This is a genomic window from Elusimicrobiota bacterium, assembly GCA_041658405.1.
Lineage (GTDB): Bacteria > Elusimicrobiota > UBA5214 > JBBAAG01 > JBBAAG01 > JBBAAG01.
This window is the reverse complement of record JBBAAG010000013.1, coordinates 14,877-34,450: the sequence shown is the minus strand read 5'-3', so window position 1 is coordinate 34,450 and position 19,574 is coordinate 14,877. Positions and strand designations below refer to the sequence as shown.

The window sequence follows — 19,574 nt, the reverse complement described above, 5'->3', positions numbered from 1 at the left end:
ATGGCACGGTTTATTGTAATCTTGGCGTTAACGCTAAATATGTGTTTGACAGTATCGTATGTCAACGCTTCGTTAACCGGGAAAAAAGTTGGGATCGATCCAGGGCATGGCTCAATTAATTCAGGTACTACACCCGACCCCGGTGCTGTAGGGTGTTGTAATGAAGGCGATTTTACGTTGGCAGCAAGCCTTGTAATGCGTGACTACGTGGTTAATGACGGCGGAGTTGCTGTGATGACAAGTACTTGGTCAGTACGGCCGTCATTGTCTAACCGCGTACAAATATTTAATAGTAATAACGTGAACGTATCAGTCTGCGTACATAACAATTCAGCGAGTGCGACTGCGCATGGAGTAGAAACGTTTTATTGCAGTTCGAATGCGCAAGCCGGGGAGAGTAAGATTTTTGCAGGAAAGGTTTTGGCTACCCTGCTTGCTGAGATAAAAAATGATACCCGCGGAGTAAAAGAATGCCTCGCTACAGGCAGAGGTTTTCATTTTGCTATGACCCGAGATCCTGTGTGTGTAGCAATGCTTGCGGAAACGTATTTTATAAGTAACCCTACGGAATGCGCGGATATTATTAAATCTACAATAGGACGCGCAAAGTGCGGGAAAGCGTATTACCACGCGGTATGCGATTATTATTCATTAACGCATAACGATAATCTTGGTACCGGAACAGATACCACCCCGCCGGGAGTGCCGGTATTATTATCTCCTGTAGGCAACAGTACAATATATGCCGCACCGTTGTTTGACTGGTCAGATGTAACTGATCCAAGTGGAGTTGTGTATCAGTTACAGGTGAGTAATACAAATACATTTGCTGCTACAGTGGTAAACCAGCAAGCGTTGGCCTCGTCGCAATACAAACTTGCTGCGGGTATTGCTAATGGCACATACTACTGGCGTGCCCGTGCAGTGGATAAAGCAGGGAATCAGGGTGCGTGGTCCACAGCGGTAACTTTTGTTGTTCAGATTGTTACTGATAGTATTGCACCGCAAAACCCAACGGATATTACCGCATGGACGGGAGTTAATAAAACTACTGAAGTGCCGGATTCTATCTGGCAAAATGCTTCTAATATGCCATACTTTGAATGGTCCGGCGCGACGGATACTATCAGCGGGGTAGATGGGTACAGTATTTATTGGGGAACAAATTCCGTGGGAGTACCTCCGGAAGAAGTGGAGACGCTTAATCCATATTATCAAACCACCACGGCGGTTGCTGTTGGTAAAACGTTTTATTTCAGGATATGCACAAAAGATGTTGCGAATAACTGGTCAGCTCCTGAAACGCTTTATGTAATAAAATATTCAACGTCGTCAGTGCCAAATATAGCGTCAATTGAGTATAACACAAAAATAACGCTTACCGGTAAAACCATAGCGGTGAAAGCACGGATTTTTAATGCCGGTGACGTTCTTGAAAAAAGTGTTGAGTATTATGTCGATGATCATGTTGATAATAAACATATTAATCCTCTGGAACTTAGTACCGAAAATACGAATGACGGGACGGTGTATGTAGGAAACATTGACGGGACGGATATCGTCGCGGGTACGTCTAAGATAAGGTTCAATTTTGTTTTGGAGACAGAGTTTTATGGTACGATTGTTTCCGATACCCAAACGATTACTATTGATCTGTTAACTCAAAAAACTCTTGGCGCAAACGGCGGAATTCTTAAAGTAGAAGATTGGGATGATACTGACGGAGAAACCAGGTTGTATGTTCCGTCCGGGGTTTTGAGTAATAATGTTTTGTTTACTATCAAACAAGAAAATGTTGGTAGTTCGCGTGAAGTGCCTCCCGCCGTGAATAATGCGTTTATGGTGACAACAAATGCTGTGCCGATTGTAGCATCCGAATTCGGTCCTACGGGCCAGGTGTTTGCTCAGCCGGTAGAAGTAAGTTTGGCATATTACAGCGTTGCTTCAACTGTTAGTGAAGATAACCTGAGAATGTTCTGGTATGACGGTTTTCAGTGGCGGTATATCGGCGGGATTGTTGATAAGGAAAAGAAAATTGTTACTGCCAAAGTTAATCATTTCAGCATGTTTGCTGTATTTGAAGTTGGAAGTACAAAAATTACTGCTGCGGAGTTTAAACCAAGAGAAAAAATTATTACTCCGGATGCTGACGGCAAAAATGATTACGCTGTATTCTCGGGATTAAACGATGCGGCAAAGTATGCAGTTGTTAACGGTGATTCCGGAGGGATTGCAGCAATTTATAATGTAAAAGGTAAAAAAGTAAAGGAAATTACGGATACGGATATGTGGGATGGAACTGATGATACGGGTTCGCCTGTGGAGAACGGTGTATATATTTATCAATTTAGTTATAATGAAAGTAAAGTTTTTGGTACAATTGTGGTGGCAAGGTAATTTAAGGGAAGGATGTTGTAAAAAATGAAATGTATTGCAAAACTGGTGGTTATGATGTTGCTGGTAAGTACGTATGTTGTAACGTGCCACGCATCGTTTCTTAATGTTGGTTGGGGTACACGGCCGATTGGTATGGGTGGTGTGTTCACCGCGCTAAGCGATGACGCAAATGCGCCCGTATGGAACCCCGCGGGTATCGCGCAAGTGGAAGGCCGTGAGGGGACATTTATGTATGCAATGCCGTATTCAAGTTTGGGAATTGACCTCCAGTCTTATAACTACTTTGGTTATGTACAAAAGATGCAGAAAATCGGAAGCGTTGCATTTGGCTGGACAAATTTATCGCATCAGATTTATAAGGAAGATCAGTATATATTTTCATACGCAAGGTATCTTGGAGGTGTTGAACGCAAGATGGCGTTTGGCGCAAATATTAAATGGATGCAGGTTACCTACGACAATTCCGTGCTTGTACAGACAGATGACCCTGTATTTTCCGGGGGTAATACCAAAAGTAGTATAAGTATTGACGTCGGGTTCCTGATGAAGTTAAAAAAACTTGCACTCGGGTTGGTGATAAAAGACGTCAACGGACCGGATATGGGATTGTCTATCTCTGAACCTATACCGATGGAAATCCGTGCCGGTGCAGTGGTTGAAGGGATCAAAACAACCGGTGGGATAACGATAATTCCCGGTGTTGAGTTTAGTTCCAGGGGAAAAGACCAGACGTTTCATATAGGCGGAGAAATTTGGTTAGCAAATAAGAATATTGCGTTACGCGGAGGGGGAAACAATCAGGAGATCGCGCTTGGTGCGAGTTATTTCTGGCCTCTGAATGACCGGTTTAAACTTGGGATTGATTATAGTTATGTCAGCCCGTTTAATTTACAGAATACCGGCGGGACTCATAGAGTGTCAACCACAGCAAAGTTTTAATTGCTGGGAACAAAACGGTTTGTTTTTGAGTCTAATATAATAGGAGTAGCGGAAATTTTTATAGTCAGGGTTATATTACCAAAATATTTATAGTATGGTTTGGAGGAAGTAGTATCTATGAAAAAGTATTGGCAACTATCACTGTTATTGGCATGCGTGTTTGTGTTGTTTTACACGCTGGATGTAGTTGGTGTGGATAATCCTGAAATGTTTATGCATCCTTCTATGGGCAAAGTCAAACGCGTATATGATTCCGCAGGGCAGCCGACAAAGTATTTCCGTCCTGTAATTGAAGACGCATTCACACTTCTAAAAATGAGTGAAGCATATCATTTTGTGGGAAAATCCAAAGAGTTGATTGAGATACTGAATACTGCTCAAGACCTGGTTACCCGCAGGCAGGCAGTTGAAGATTTATGCCATGTAACCGGTGATGAGACAAAGATTGCGCTTGAAGCGTTAGTGAAGTTTATGGATAAAGAAACTGACTCAAAAGCACGGAAGGAAACTCTTGCTGCTATAAGTTCGATCCTAGTTAATGGCGATATGCCGGACAGCGATGTGTTAGACGGGGTTAAGATTTTTGAAAAATACCTTACTGATAATGACCCTACTACCCGGGGTGAAGCTGCGGTATTACTCATATATTTCGGTGAGTATAATAAGAGTAAGGAAGTAATATTAAAAGATTTAGCTGATGAACGCTTAGCGGGTCCGGAAAATTATGACAGGATGTGTTTACCCGCTGCATTGGCGAGGCTGGAAAAAGATGATGCTATAGTTAATGTACTGAAAAAAACGTTATCAAATAATAATGAGTATATAGGTGTACGGCTCAGTGCAACGATGGGGCTTGTTAATATTGACGCTGCAAATAGCTCGGATTTTGAATGGGCAAAGGTTGAAGCAGAGAAAAATGAGGATAAATGGTACCGTATACAGGCATTGGACCTCTTGGCTGCGGTCGCGAATAAGGATACGTCTGTATTGAAGACTCTTGAAAATGCCAGTAAAAATGATGTTGATGATGAAGTTAAAGAATATGTACTGCAAAAACTTGCGAACATTAAGAAGTAAGTTAAATATATGTCAAATACAAATAGGAGTACAAAGTTTATGAAAAAAGTAAGGGGTTTGGGATTTGCGTTATTGATGCTTCTGATGGTAACGCCAACGCCGGTGTTCGCGACGTATACTAACATTTCAGCGGCTGTTACTTACGCGAAGAACTGGTATAGTAAGTGTAATCACAACTGTTCCACGTCGTACAGTTCGTGTTCACCGTGGTCATGCTGGGGATCGGGGTATTGCGGGTATGCGTCCCATGCGGGTGATTGCGCGGATTTTGTATCGCAATGTTTACTTGCCGGGGGGCATGAGATTTTAAAAAAAGGCAACTGCCGCGGGTTTCCCTGCGGGAAAGAGGATATCGGTGCGACACGGTTGATGAACTGTTTGTATTTAAGTTTTGGCTGGAAAAACGATGGGGTGGGCTATAGAAAAGCGCCACCATCGGATATTAAGGTCGGGGATGTCTTGGTTTATTGCGATGGAACCGGTGATTGGAATGGTACCCACGCGACATTTATCGTTGGGCGTAGCGGGTCAAGCGCAAGTGTTGCCGCGCATTCTTCTTCAACTTATGGTTCAGTATATACTTACTTGTCAGATAGCAGCCACGCGTATTACCACTGGGTGCATAACCCGGGGGTTGTAATAACCAAACCAGCGACACCGGCATCAGTGTCGGCTTCAGGGCCGGAGTCGGGGTATGCGGTTGTGTTTAAATGGTCAGCAGTTACCGGTGCGACCAGTTACAAAGTAGCACGCCGTCCTTCAGGCGGTGCCTGGACTTACTGGAATGGCTTAACAACAGCGAATGAGCCGGCTATTGGCTGGCCTGCAATGTATCATACACCCGGTGTAGGGAAATTTGATTTTGCGGCATTAGCAACAAATACTGCCGGGGATTCTGCATGGAAATACTTAAATGCTATAACGGTTCCTGATCAAAAAGCGCCGGCAGTTCCGGCTGGGCTTGCAGCAACTGCGCCTAGCGCAACTAGTGTTAAACTTACATGGACAGCGGTCAGCGGTGCAACTGGGTATACGGTTTATGGTTCATCCGTCCGTGCGGAAGTTGATGACCGGTGTTACAAAAAAACACCGACGGGTGACGGGCAAACATGGACAGGTTTGGCATATGTTACTGACGGGCTTAGGGATAATACTAATTACGGAAGCTCTCCAATTGCAGCACAAGCGAATGTATGGATAACATTCTCCCCGGCAGTTGAACTTCATAAATACAATTTCCGTTTATGGGATGGTGATAACCGGATTTACGAAAAAGTATACGCGCGGTGGTATGATACCGCTGGGGCGTATTTTAATCCGCATGGATGGCGTGCGTACCGTACGGAGGGTGCGTTTAGGTTAAGTGCAACTGCGGATGTTAAATGTACAAAACTTGGGTTATCATTTGCGTCAGGATCCGGGAATACCGCGAATGCGCAAAACCATGTTACCGTAATGGAAGCGCACGGAGGGTACCTTGCGAAAACTACGGCGGCTACTTATACAATAAATAATTTACAGCAGAATACAAGTTATTATTTCCGTATTGACGCATACAAAGCTACTTCACCGGAAGTTATTTCGTATTCCTGCCCGGTAGTAATTTGTCATACCCCTAAAGCAGCGGATGCCACGGCACCGGCAGTGCCAACCTTAGCGTTGCCTGCGAATGCTAGTACTAATTCTACTGGTAAACCTGTGTTTGACTGGTCGGATGTAACCGACCCCAGTGGTGTAACTTATGAATTGCAAGTAGCTAATAATGCTGCGTTCACAAGTCCCACTATAAATCTAACAGGCCAGACTGCGTCAACGCATACTCCGGCAACTGTATTAGCCAGCGCAACCTATTCCTGGCGTGTCCGCGCAAAGGATGGAGCAGGGAATTATAGTGCGTGGTCTGGTGCATGGACTGTTGTAGTTAATGTGGGAGATTCCACACCGCCCCCGATGCCGGCTCTTGTATCACCTGCTAATGCAAGTGCACAGTCTTCTAACAACATCACGTTTGACTGGTCGGATGTAACCGATCCCAGTGGCGTTACTTACGAAGTGCAGATAGATAATAACGCTGATTTTTCAAGCCCTGCGGTTAATCAAACCGCTCTTGCAGTATCAACTTATGCTAACACAGTAGCGCTGGGCAACGGAACGTTTTACTGGCGTGTCCGTGCGAAGGATGGGAAGTCAAATTATAGTTCGTGGAGCGCATCGAGAAGTTTTACGATTACTATAAACGACGCTGTACCTCCGGCGGTACCGACATTAACATCCCCGGCGAATAGCGCAGCATTGACTTCCAACAGTGTGGCGTTTGACTGGACAGATGTAACCGATCCCAGTGGTGTATCGTATGAACTGCAGGTAGCGAAAGAAACGGCCTTTACTACAATTGAAATATCAAAAGTTGATATAGCAACGTCAGCTTATACTGCAGCGTCCGGGCCGGGGAATGGTACGCATTACTGGCGTGTCCGTGCGAAAGATGGAGCAGGGAATTATAGCGCTTGGGCTGCCGGGTTTAGTTTTAGTATAGCAACCACAGGGGATTCAACCGCTCCGACAAATCCTACAACGTGTAATGCGTATATTGATATTGAAAAGTCGGCGGAGTTAACGAATGATACATGGACTAATGTTTCGGATACTCCATATTTTGAATGGACTGGTGCTGCGGATAGTGACAGCGGAGTTGCAGGGTATAGCGTGTACTGGGGTGCGGATTCTGCGGGTTCACCGGAATTAGTGAAAGATATTGACCAGGCGGAAGTAACGGCGTATACACCAAGCCAGCCGGCAGAAACTGAGAAAACATATTATCTCCGTGTGCGTACGTTGGATAATAATGGTAACTGGTCTGATGCAGCGACGTTATTTACATATAAGTACGACAAAACAGCGCCAGTGAATCCAGCATCGGTACTCGCATGGACGAATGATACCAAGACTAAAGAACTGTTCTCAAGCACGGGTTCCTGGCAGAATATTGATGCCGGGCCGTACTTTGAATGGACCGGTGCAACGGATGCAATTGGTATATCAGGATATAGCATTTATTGGGGTAATGATAATGCTACGTCAATTCCGGATACCGTAACAAAAGCGCATGCAGTACCAACCAAGTATTTTGCGGACCCTGCCGATCCGGAAGTTGAAACTTACCTGATTTTGAAGACACAGGATCTTGCGGGTAACTGGAGCGATCAGCAGGTAGTGTTTACTCATAGGTTTGATAATATAGGCCCATTGGCGCCAAATAAGATTGCACCTGAAGCTGATGCGGTGACAACTGCGTTACCGTCGTTCTCATGGGATAGTGTGGATGATATCAGCGGGATTAGTTATGAGATTGAGATAAGTCAAAACAGTGATTTTTCTTCTACCAACACAAAGGCTGCGAATCTTACTTTACCGAGTTACACCGCAACAACAGCGCTTACCAGCGGGACGTATTACTGGCGTGTACGCGGAGTGGATGGTGTAGGGAATGCAGGGGTGTGGAGTACAGGTAGGGCGTTTAAGACCGATATTACACCTCCATTACCGGTGACAGGCCTTACTGCGGAGAATGCGGGTGGCGGTGATGTTAAGTTGGATTGGACACCTGCGACGGATGCCGTCAGCGGTATAGCGTCATACAATATTTATCGTTCCGAAACATCCGGGCAGTTGGGTACAAAAGTTAATACTGAAAGTGTTATTGACCTGCAATTTTATGATAACGGTACAACTTTAACCAGCGGTGCAGTCTATTATTATACAGTAACACCGGTTGACCTTGCGGGTAATGAGTGTGTTACAGGTAATGCCGTAGCGAGTATTACGATTGACAAAACCGGTGTGTCAGTGAGCAGTGTGGGTGTTGATTATGACACGATTTCACCAAATGAGGACGGGGTACAGGATAGCGCAAAGATTAGCTATACTATAAACCCAGCGGCTAATGTTACTATTGAAATCTATGACGGGACTACATTGGTAAAAACATTGGTTCCTACAGGGCAGCTTTCTGCAGGTACGTATAACGCTACATGGGACGGTGCTGAAGCGCTTAGCGGTAGTGTGGATACTAACAAAACGTATACTTACAAAATAACTGCGGCAAGTTCTGATGGAAAAACAACGGTCAGGGAAGGTAAAATTGAAGTGGATGTGATCCCACCAGAAAATCCGGTTGTAACCGTGTCTAACAGTGTATTCTCCCCGAATGGTGACGGTAACCGTGATAACACAATGTATGGTTTTACATTGAAAGAACCGCTGCAGGTGGTGTTCAAAATCGTTGATGCAAGCGATAATACAATAAAAGAGTCTATTATTCAAGGAAAGGCCGGGCTCAACAGTGTCTTTTGGGACGGTAGAAATAGTTCGGGTACTATAGTTGCTGATGGTACTTATAACGCGTCGGTCTTACTTATAGACAAAGGCGGGAATGAGTCCGAGGTTATTTCTGTGGAAACAAAAGTTGACCGTAATTCCGGGTGGATTATGGGGTATATATACGACATAGATAAACCGGGCGGCAATGTTGCTGAAAACCGTATTGGCAACGCTTTTATTCAGGTGATGCAGAACGGGCAGGTGATTGAATCAGTCAACGCGGGTGCTGCGGGTACGGCAAATGTCGGATATTATCAGGTGATTGGCTTACCTTCCGGGACTTATGATATTTCGATACTGGCAAAACGGTATGAGGGCAGTACACAAAAAGTTGTAGTTGAAGTTGGGAAGATTAAGTGGGCGAGTATTGGTTTGAAGTATGTCGGCGGGGCTACACAGCCGCCGGTAGTGGAACACGTGCCTTTGGTAAGTATCTCTGCCAAAGGTAATAAAGTGCAGTTTGCAGCATCTGCCATAGATGATGAAGGTGTAAGTTTGGTAACGTTAAAATATCAACTTTACGTTGGACAGGATAAAATTGATGAAGGTGATATTTCAATGGTTGATCAGGGAGGTATATACGTAGCAGACCTTATGCCTGATAAAATCATTGATGATGTTACTATGATCTCATACAGAATCATTGCAGCTGATACTGATGGTAGTGAAACCATTATACCTGGCGCGGATACTTGGTATTATACAGAGCTTGCTAATGGAGTAAAAAAATATCTTGGTTCTGACGGCGGAAAAATTAGTTTGGTTGATGCTAATACTGAAGACGGTGTTACCGAAGTAAAAGTACCGGTAAACGCTATAGCTTCTCAAACGGAGTTCAGTATCAGCCAGCCAAAAGATTCAGTGGTGCCGGAACTTAAGGGTACTAATGACTTTATGGCGGAAGGTGTGGCGAAACCGGTTGAAACGTATGAGATCGGCCCTAGCGGCATGGTGTTTGACCAGCCAATGGTTATTTCATTGTTGTATATGGACATCGACCAGGATGGGTTTGTTGACTATACAAGCTATAAAGAAGATAACCTCGGGATTTTCTGGTATGACGGCGATAACTGGCGGTTTGTAGGCGGTATCGTTGATAAAACAAAAAACACGGTTACTGCGAGGGTCATGCATTTCTCGATGTACGGCATTTTCCCTGTAAAGTCTATGCAGATAGATGCCAGTGTGTTTAAACCAAAGGAAAAGGTTATCACACCGAATAGTGATAACAAAAACGATTTTGCGTTTTTTAATGGTATAAATAACGTCAGCGCAAGTATTACTATGGATGGATTAGTTGAATCACCGAAGATATATGTTTATGACCTTAACAATAAACTTGTCAGGATGTTGGAAGACAAAGATACTTGGGATGGTAAGGATGAACTTGGCCAGTTGGTGGAAAACGGTGTGTATATTTACCAGTACGAACTCAATGGCCAAAGAGTAAGCGGGAGTTTGGTGGTAGCTAAGTAAGGTACTAGATTAATCGTTCAGTTTAATAGAAAAAATAGTAAAACCCGGATATTAATGATACCCGGGTTTTGCTTTATATCTTCTTGACAAAAACAGAGTGTTTCATATAGAATAATATTAATAGTTTATTATTTATAATTGAACGTAGAGGGCATAATGTCAATTAATAAAGTGTCTCTTCTTCAGTATTGCTGTATATTTGCTTGCGTGTTAATGACTTCAATAAGTTTTGCTGATGTAATGAGAGGGACGAGTTATTATCTTACATCTGATGTTATTGATGCTGCTGGTATAACTAATGTTGATGATGCTAATATTCCAAAAACATCAATAAAAAAAGTTTCATTCTCAATGGGTCAGGTTATTGCGGGGTTGGCTAACGGGAGTACTTATAAAGGAAAACTCGGGTTTCTTTATACATACGAAGTTGCGGAAAGTAGCGATGTACTGCCGCCGTCAGCAATCTCTGATCTTGTTGCTAGCGGGAGCAGTGGTGATGTTACCTCAGAGGGAAGCCTTATGCTTAGGTGGACTGCACCGGGGAATGATGATACAGCAGGGACAGCGTATAGTTATAACCTGAGATATTCAAGTGTAACTAATATTAATACAAATACGGAGTTTGATGATAGCTCATTGGCAAAAACTATTGACGGGCAGTTTCCTCCGTCACCTGAGGTTGCGGGGTCAACACAATCGATGGTGGTTGTGAATTTAGTGCCCGGTGCAACATACTTTTTTGCGATTCGCGCGCTTGACGCAAAAAATTCTGGGGTTTGGTCACGCAGTACGGGGATTAATGAAAACAATTTTGCGGTTGCATATGATAGCCCACCGCCGGTAGCTATAATTACGGATATTGTTCAAAGAACTTCTGAGTTAAGGGTTTTTTGGAGTACTACAGCAGTAACGGCGGATGATATCAGTCATTACGAACTATGGTGCGATTCTGTTACGAGTGAGATGTCCTCTAAATATCTGGTTTTAACCACTACAGGATTAGAGTACGCGCATACCGGATTGACAAATGATGTTACTTATTATTATCAGGTGATTACCGTTGATAATTTGCCGTTGGAATTAAAAAGCCAGCCGTCTAATACCCTGGAGTCGTATCCGTCTGCCGGGATTATCCCCGACGCGCCTCAGATGTTTAACGGGTATGCCGCTGGGGTTGATTCTATAGTATGGGAATGGACTGCAGTGGGGGAAGTTACCGGGTACCGTATATACTCATCATCAAGTTTGGTAGTTACTGAACTTATGGCGAATGATACATATTGGATACAGGGCGGGTTAACACAGAATACGCCGTCTGATGTTAAGTACATCGTGAGTTATAATACTGTCGTGGGAGAGAGCGCAAGAAAGAATCTGGATACAAGTTATCCAGTGTTTACCTACGCATTACCCGCGGTCGGGCTGGAAATCACTGAAGCAACGGTATCAAAAGTTACATTACAATGGACAGCAAATGGTAATCCTGAGAATACAAGGTATGGCATTCAGTATTCCGGCGATGATTTTACCGTGGATATCACAACATACAGTACAAATGTGTTGCAGACCACCGCTACTGTTTATGGGTTATCACCGGGGAATACATACTATTTCCGCGTACATGCGTATAATGGTAATGGTATTCAAACAGGATATTCAAACGTGGTATCAACTCTAACTGCATTTGGTATTGCGCCTGGGTCGGTAACTGACCTGAGGATGGAGTTAACAAATTCTACTTCGATACAGCTTACCTGGACTGCTCCTGGAGCGGATGGAACAATAGGAGATTTGGCTAATGCCACTTATATTATTGCATATTCCGATATTGATTCTGACGGTATTACCACAGAATCGGAATGGAATATCGCGAGGTTAATGAATGAATTCAGGATTTCTACTACTACTGTTTTGGGTGCTGCCGAGAGTGTTATTATTACCGGGTTAATGAGCAGTACAACTTATTCGTTTTCTATCAAGGTAATAGATTCGGGGGATACATGGTCTGGATTATCCAATTCATTAGTTGCATGGACAGTTAATACAGAACCTCCGGGGATGCCTACACAGAACACTGCTGTAGTAGATACTACTAATAAAACCATAACGCTTAACTGGTTGAATCCTGAAGATACGGACTTCCGGGGCGTTCTCGTAGTATGGCGGACGGACCGCGCACCGGAAAACGCAGGTGACGGTACTGTAGTTACTAAATATGGCGTTCCGGGGACTACTGATTCGTATAAGTTTACTAATTTAACCTGGGGAACGACATATTATGTTGCTATGTATGCGTTTGACAGCGGTGAAAATTATTCTGTTCCCGTGAGTACAAATTATACATTTATTCCATTAGAAGCTATCCCTCCGAACCGTGTGCTGGGTTTACGCGGGGAGTCTACCGGAACGTTTAGTTATTCGTTGTACTGGACAAAAGTTACTAATAATATTGACGGCACTATCTGCACTGATTTAGCTAAGTATCAGGTATACCGCGGGACAAGTATGTTTTCGTGTAATGAACCTCGCGGAGTTATTCTCTCTACTTCATCAATCACAGATCGTATGACGTATACCGAGTATTATGCCGGCGGAAGGATTGTGTATTACTACCGTGTTGTTGCTGTGGATTTGTATGATAACGCAAGCGATAGTTCGTGGGTTGTGGATAATACGGAAGATGCAAATATTTATATCATTACCGGAGATAAGAAAGCCTGGGCGGTGTTAACCAGTAATGCCGCTAGAGTTTTGTATAAGGATTTGAATAATTCTTATAACGCTAATCTTGACATATTTTTGTCGCTGGATGAAGAAACAGGTGATGCGTATACCATGAATCTCTTTAATTCGTTAACTGAAGAAAGTATTGATAATTTTAGATTCCCGTCACCAGGGCCGTTATACGTGTTTGTTTATGACACTGCGCAGTTTGCGGATACTGATAGTATTGTTGTTAATAGAAATAATGGTATTGAATGGGTTGCAATCGGTGGAAGTAAGGATACCTCCGCGAAAACTGTGAGCGTTCGGTATATATATTCCGGGACGTTCAAACTACAGAAAGTTGAAAAGTCGGATAAGTTTGAGGTAACAAAAATTACTTCAAAAATATTTACACCCCAGCTTGAGGATGAAACCGGTGTACTTAACCGGGCAAGGTTTTATTGTAATAATCCTAAGGGTTCAAAAACTGTGGGAAAAGTGTTTAACCTTATGAGCGCATTAGTGCAGGATAAGTTGGATGTTGAGTCTGAGGGTAACGGTGTAACAGTATTGTATTGGGATGGTAAAGATAAGTCCGGAAAAGTTGTTGATTCCGGGGTGTATATTTATCAGATAGAGGCTGATGGCAGGGTTCAAACCGGGACGGTTGTTGTTGCAAAATAGGTGGAACGTTAACTGATAAAAAATGTGTGATGAAATTTATTAAATTGCATAAAGTACGGGTTATTGTTTTACTGGCCGTAGGCTGTGCGGTCCTTGCTGTATCAAACGGTGATGCTATCATAGAAAACATCGGGTGTTCCGCCAGGGCAGTGGGGATGGGTAATGTGTTTACCGGGCTGGCGGATAATGTTTTTTCTGTATACTACAACCCTGCGGGGCTTGGGCAGATGATGCGTACCGAAGCGGCAGTGAGTTACGCGACTTTTTTTCAGGGGCTTACCGATAAATCCGCGATTGCATTGAACTACTACGGTTTTGCAGTGCCTATGAGGACATTAAAGAGTGATTATGGAAGTGTTGGTATCGGGTATTACACGTTTGATGTGACAAATTTGTATCAGGAAAGTATTTTTATGTTTGGGTTCGGGAAAGATATGGGCCCGATTATTAATATACCGGTATCTTTGGGTATTACCGCTAAGAATATTACCATTAAGTACGGGCAGGATGAGTATACTGAATCTAATCCTGTATTCACATCAGGGTATGCTAAAACACAGACGACAGTTGATATCGGCGGGTTATATAATATCAGTAAAGAAATAATGTTTGGGTTTAACATCCTAAATATTACACAACCGGATATGGGATTGTATTCTGCAAATAAACTGCCGATGCAGATTAAAGCCGGGGTTGGATACCGCCTTGCGGATTCCAGTTTTGGGATTGACCTCTTGTATGCCACGGCGGTCAGTATTAACCTTGGAGTAGAAAAATGGTTTGCCAAAAACACTGTTGGTATACGCGGAGGGGTGGGGTTGGGCTCACAGGATTATAAAGTTTTTAATCTCGGGGCAAGTTATTATTTCCCCAGAATGGATCTCGGGAGACTGGCGTTGGATTATGGCTGGCATTATCCGCTTTCAGGATTAAAAGAAACTATGGGGACACATTGGGTTACCCTGCGGGTATTGTTTGGACGCGAGCTCAAGCAGATTAAGCGTATACAGGTTCAGGCGTCTCCGGATTCGGCGTATATTTCGCCGATTGTGCCGGAAGCAAAGAATAGGGTTGTGTTTACTCTTACATCAAGTGCAGCGGAGGTTGAGTCTTGGGAGTTTGTTATAAAGAAAAGTGATGAGTCCGGGACGTCTATACGCACCTATCGAGGTACCGGGAAGGTTGCGCCGTCGCTTGAATGGGATGGCCGCGATGAAACTTCGCAGGTGGTACCGGATGGGAAATATCCATATAATCTCAAGGTTGTGGATACCATTGGGAATAAGTCTGAGACATTGGATCAGCAGGTTGTAGTTGATAGCAAGCCGCCAAAATGTGAGCTCACTCCGGGGACTACGGTATTTTCGCCAAATGGGGATTTGAAAGACGATATTTTGTTTGTAAACCTTATGGCGAAGGATGATAATGCCGTAGATCATTGGATGATACAAATTGTGGATAGTAAGAACAATCTTGCGAAGACTATTAAAGGCGAGCTTGATCCGCCGGGGAAGATTGAATGGGATGGGCGGGATGATTATTATCAGCAGATAGTGCGCAGCGGGACGTATACCATAAAGATGGTAGTTTGGGATATCGCAGGGAATAAGGCTGAAGCAGAGGATAAGTTCGTAAATGTGGATATCCCTGTTCAAGTACGGGAAGTTATACAGGTGAAAGAAATTATTAAAGAGATAATCAGGGAAGTGCCTAAGGATATTACTATTAAACAGGAAAAAGATGGGTTAAAAGTGACAATGGCGAGTTCTATATTGTTTGATGCTGGCAAATACACGTTAAGGACACAGGCGTATGATGCATTGAATCAGATTGTAAAAATCCTTGATGCGTATCCCGAGAACGGGGTGAGAATAGAAGGGCATACAGATTCTGTGGGGAGTGATTCTTATAATCAGGTATTATCGGAGATGCGTGCACGCAGCGTGTTTGATTATCTGTCAAAACACGGGGTGGAAATCACTAGGTTAAAAGCTGTTGGCCGGGGATCAAAGTCTCCTATGGCTCCGAATACTACCAATGAAGGAAGAGTGTTAAACCGCAGGGTTGAAATTGTTATTATAGGCGCCCAGGAATAGTGTATTAATAATAATAAAATTTTTTATTGACAACGTTTTGTTTATAAGTAAAATTTTAAGGAGGCTGGTAACTAAATTATGATGTACAGGTATTTTAGTAGTATCGCATTTCTGTTGTTAATTTCAACACAAGCGTTAATGTGCTATGCTGAGGATAAGGTTGAAATAGCAACTCAAACAGTGGTTGCAACGGCTGGTAACGATGCCGGTGTCGCTGTTGTTTATAGTAAATACACAGAATTATCATTCAAAAATCTTGGCTGGAAGTATGATGAGTATCTCAACTGCGCGAAGATGGTATTGGATAAAGCGCAGGTTGCGTATTCAATGATAAATGATGATGATATAGAAAAAGGTGTTATACCGGAAAAGATTAAGGTTATCGTAACGCTAAACTGGCGGTCAATGAGTGCAAAACAAGCGGAGCAGTTGAAAAAATATACTGAACGCGGAGGTAAAATATTTGCGGTATACCAGACATCTTTCCGTAATGAAAAAGATGAGTATGCGGCAGATCCCAGAAATTATTTATTAGCTGATATTTTTAACGCGGATTATACTTCATGGGTTGGCGCGCCGCCAAAGTGTACATATCTTAAACGCAATGTTCCTGCGGATCATCCGTTGTGGCAGGGATTACCGGAGTACGTGCATTTTTATAGGTATTCTTCTATGATAAATAAAACTCGGGTAGTAAACGGCGATAGTATTCTTGGTGTGTGGTATGATGAAGACAAAAACAATACGTCGTATCCCGCGGAAACAAATTCAGGGTTGATCCTCGGGAAAAATTGTGTATATCTGGGGGAAGATATTTTTGAACCGGAGAATGGGCATAATCCTATCATCCAGAAACTTACAGGGAATATTATAAGGTTTCTTTTGAGCACAAATTAATTAATATAGGGTTTTTAAGAAAGAGGAGGTATTAGTGATGAGTTGTTTCAGTAAAAGTGTACGTGTATTCACCAAAGTTTTATTCACAGCGGTGGTGGTGGCAGGTGTGGTTGCAACAGGGTTTGCGCAGATTACTGTGTCAAATGTAAGTGTTATTCCAACAAGTTTTGACCCGACCCTGGGGTATTGTTTGGTACAGTATAACCTAAGCGCAAATGCGTCTTCAGTTAATGTCGAAATATTTGATAGTTCGAGTACGCGGGTGAGGTTGATAGCGTCTACTTCCGCAGTTGTAGGCCAAAATTTTGTTAGCTGGGACGGGAAAAATGATAGTGATGCATCAGTTTCTGGCGGGGATTATGTTGTTAAAGTTACTGCACAACTCAGTGCAACAACCTGGGCGGGGACCGCAACTAAGCCTGTGACTATGGGAATGGGTATCGCTACAAATAAAAATACTGGTTCTGCGAGTCTTGGCAAGGTGTACGTTGCACGCAGGACTAATAATTCTATCACTGATGGAACAGCCGCTGCTGCCGGGGGTTGGGCTTGGGTGTCATCAACCTGGTCGTTCTCAAGTGGTACATATGCTGATGGAACGGTGGAAATGTTTACTGTGACCGGCGGGACTAATATCGCGTCTGTTGGAACGTTTACCCGTCCGGACCCGGCGTTTGATGATGCTGGCCCTGTTAAAGTTTCAGTAGATGCTGATGATTATGTTTATGTAGGTGACTGGTATCAGTTCGGGTATCCGGCAACGGATGCACCGGCTGGGCGTACAAAAAATACGAGGATTTGGAGATTCAACGCTGATGGTACAAGCCCGACGGTTATGGTTGATAACGTGTCTAATGGTTTGAATATTGTTACGTTAGGGTTTGAAGTCCGCGGGACTGGGAGTAATAAGGTTTTGTGGACCGTAGCACGGGAAGGTGCAGGGAAAGTGTATTACTTTGACCAGTTTAACGGGACAAAGTGGACTGATACAGCGCCGAAATCAATCAATATTGATGGTATCTGCGGAGCGGATATCACGTTTGATAACGCTGGTGCGATGTATGTATGTTTTGGTGACCCGCACGCAGCGGCAGTGTATTCTTTGACGGATACCAGTTATGCCTTGGTTAAGTATTCAAGTGCAACAAAAGTATGGGCACTTACCTTTGCGCAGCTCGGTGGCTTGAAAAATGTTAACTACGGCGCGACAGGGGTTGAGTATAACGTTAAAGACGGGAATATTTATGTTGATAACGGCGGATATATCGCGATCGTTGATACCAACGGTAATGTTCTTGATCAATCATCGTTTAATACTTACGGCGCGCATGATTTATGTACGGACGCTAATGGGTATGTGTATGTGGTTAACCGCGCAACGTATCAGGTTTCAAATGCGAATACCGGCGGGTGGTGGAAAATACGTACGTCGTCAACAACAACGCATTCAAGCAGCGCACAAGGCGCGGTGTCTGTAGGTAGTGTATCCACTGCGGTGGATACTTCAAAGGTTACGGTGACGCAAAATGCGCCGGGAACACAGGATACAATTACGGGCACAGCGGGTGCTGCTACAGCGGGTGCAAGTGTAAAATTGTATTCCGATAGCGGGTTGACAACTATGATTGGCCAGGCTACAGCAACCGGGGACGGTAGTTTTGGGCCGGTAAATATCGGTGATGGTTATCCCGGAGGAACAGGGTATGGTACGGTTTATATTAATCAAACAGAGTCCGGGAAGGTTGCTAGCGCAGCGGTGAATGTTACTAATGACATTGAACCCCCCGCAACGGCGCCGACCGGGTTAGGTTTAAGCGTATCTTCAGCAGGGACAGGGTTGACTCTTTCATGGACGGCGTTAAGCGGTGCGGCATCGTATAATGTGTACCGCAATAATACGTCTATCTCAACAATTGCGTCGTTAACAAAGCTTAATGCTTCAGCAGTTACAGGGAATAGTTATACGGATACAACGGTTAATGGCGGGACGTTATATTATTATGTTGTCACAGGGGTTGATGCGTATGGTAATGAACAGAAAAATGTCTTACCTGCGGCAATCAGCGGGATGTTGGTTAACCAAAACACGGCGACTAGTATTGAAGTTAGTGATCCAGGGTCTATAGTAACAAAAATTGATATCGAATCAGGTGATTTAGCAACTGGGTATAGTGTGTCTATTTCAACTTTCGCAAGTACAAGTGTTACTACGGCAAATAATAATGCGCGGGATGATCTTAATATACAGTTACCTAATACCGCGTATTCATCAATGCCAATCCGTGAGATTAAGTTTAAGGATAGCACTGGTGCAACTGTGAGTTCACCGGTATCATCCGGGCAAAAGGTTAAGCTTACCATTGGGTATTCAACGGCGTATCTTAATGCGTATACACTACAGGGGCTTAGTGAATTTGGTGAAGAAAAGTTACGGTTGTTTAAACTTAACACCACAAATAATACGTGGGAATTAGTGTCAAATTCAGCGGTGACTGCGGCAAGTGATATTGTGAGCGCAGAGATGTCGGGATTTTCAATCTTCACCGTAATGCCGTGGTATTCATCGTCTACTGGCAGTAATGACACGCCTCAGACGAAGCTTACCAACGCAAATGTGTATCCTAATCCTTATACTAAGGCGGATAGCGCTGCAGCGAAGAGTATAGTGTTCTGCAAACTCACGGATAGATGTGATATTTATGTCTATGATGTAAGCGGTACGTTGTTTTATAAGATAGCAAAGTCCGATACTTCAGTAGGATCGTATTCTTGGGATGGTAAGGATAGTAAGGGTAACGAGATCGGGCCGGGCTTGTTCATAGCAGTTATGAAAAAAGGTTCGGATACAAAAGTTGTTAAGTTTGCTGTTAATAAGTAAGGTAAATAGGATAAATATTTATAAGATAGGGGTTTTGTTGATAA

Annotated in this window: 8 protein-coding genes; all 8 read left to right on the top strand. The window is 43.5% G+C overall.

Going from position 1 to position 19,574, the window contains the following annotated elements; genetic code table 11:
- On the top strand, nt 1-2,397 hold the full coding sequence (locus tag WC955_04095; GenBank protein ID MFA5858226.1) for an N-acetylmuramoyl-L-alanine amidase: 2,397 nt from the start codon (nt 1-3) through the stop codon (nt 2,395-2,397).
- Nucleotides 2,398-2,421: 24 nt separating this feature from the next.
- Nucleotides 2,422-3,336, top strand: coding sequence for a type IX secretion system membrane protein PorP/SprF (locus tag WC955_04090; protein ID MFA5858225.1), 915 nt, complete (start codon nt 2,422-2,424; stop codon nt 3,334-3,336).
- Between the two features lie 117 nt (nt 3,337-3,453).
- On the top strand, nt 3,454-4,413 hold the full coding sequence (locus tag WC955_04085; protein MFA5858224.1) for a hypothetical protein: 960 nt from the start codon (nt 3,454-3,456) through the stop codon (nt 4,411-4,413).
- A 39-nt stretch (nt 4,414-4,452) separates the two neighbouring features.
- Complete coding sequence (locus WC955_04080; GenBank protein MFA5858223.1) at nt 4,453-10,269, top strand: FlgD immunoglobulin-like domain containing protein; 5,817 nt, start codon at nt 4,453-4,455, stop codon at nt 10,267-10,269.
- A gap of 156 nt (nt 10,270-10,425) precedes the next feature.
- Nucleotides 10,426-13,659 carry a fibronectin type III domain-containing protein gene (locus WC955_04075; protein MFA5858222.1) on the top strand — a complete coding sequence of 1,078 codons (3,234 nt, stop codon included), beginning with the start codon at nt 10,426-10,428 and terminating at the stop codon, nt 13,657-13,659.
- Nucleotides 13,660-13,688: 29 nt separating this feature from the next.
- Nucleotides 13,689-15,755, top strand: a complete 2,067-nt coding sequence (locus tag WC955_04070) for an OmpA family protein (GenBank protein ID MFA5858221.1) — start codon at nt 13,689-13,691, stop codon at nt 15,753-15,755.
- 78 nt (nt 15,756-15,833) lie between these two features.
- On the top strand, nt 15,834-16,652 hold the full coding sequence (locus WC955_04065) for a hypothetical protein (GenBank protein MFA5858220.1): 819 nt from the start codon (nt 15,834-15,836) through the stop codon (nt 16,650-16,652).
- 37 nt (nt 16,653-16,689) lie between these two features.
- Nucleotides 16,690-19,530 carry a FlgD immunoglobulin-like domain containing protein gene (locus tag WC955_04060; protein ID MFA5858219.1) on the top strand — a complete coding sequence of 947 codons (2,841 nt, stop codon included), beginning with the start codon at nt 16,690-16,692 and terminating at the stop codon, nt 19,528-19,530.
- Nucleotides 19,531-19,574: the final 44 nt, after the last annotated feature.

Excerpts from the sequence above, each read along its gene's own strand:
- WC955_04060 (MFA5858219.1), top strand. The coding sequence starts at position 16,690 with ATGAGTTGTTTCAGTAAAAGTGTACGTGTATTCACCAAAGTTTTATTC.
- WC955_04065 (MFA5858220.1), top strand. The coding sequence starts at position 15,834 with ATGATGTACAGGTATTTTAGTAGTATCGCATTTCTGTTGTTAATTTCA.
- WC955_04080 (MFA5858223.1), top strand. The coding sequence starts at position 4,453 with ATGAAAAAAGTAAGGGGTTTGGGATTTGCGTTATTGATGCTTCTGATG.
- WC955_04090 (MFA5858225.1), top strand. The coding sequence starts at position 2,422 with ATGAAATGTATTGCAAAACTGGTGGTTATGATGTTGCTGGTAAGTACG.
- WC955_04075 (MFA5858222.1), top strand. The coding sequence starts at position 10,426 with ATGTCAATTAATAAAGTGTCTCTTCTTCAGTATTGCTGTATATTTGCT.
- WC955_04070 (MFA5858221.1), top strand. The coding sequence starts at position 13,689 with ATGAAATTTATTAAATTGCATAAAGTACGGGTTATTGTTTTACTGGCC.
- WC955_04085 (MFA5858224.1), top strand. The coding sequence starts at position 3,454 with ATGAAAAAGTATTGGCAACTATCACTGTTATTGGCATGCGTGTTTGTG.
- WC955_04095 (MFA5858226.1), top strand. The coding sequence starts at position 1 with ATGGCACGGTTTATTGTAATCTTGGCGTTAACGCTAAATATGTGTTTG.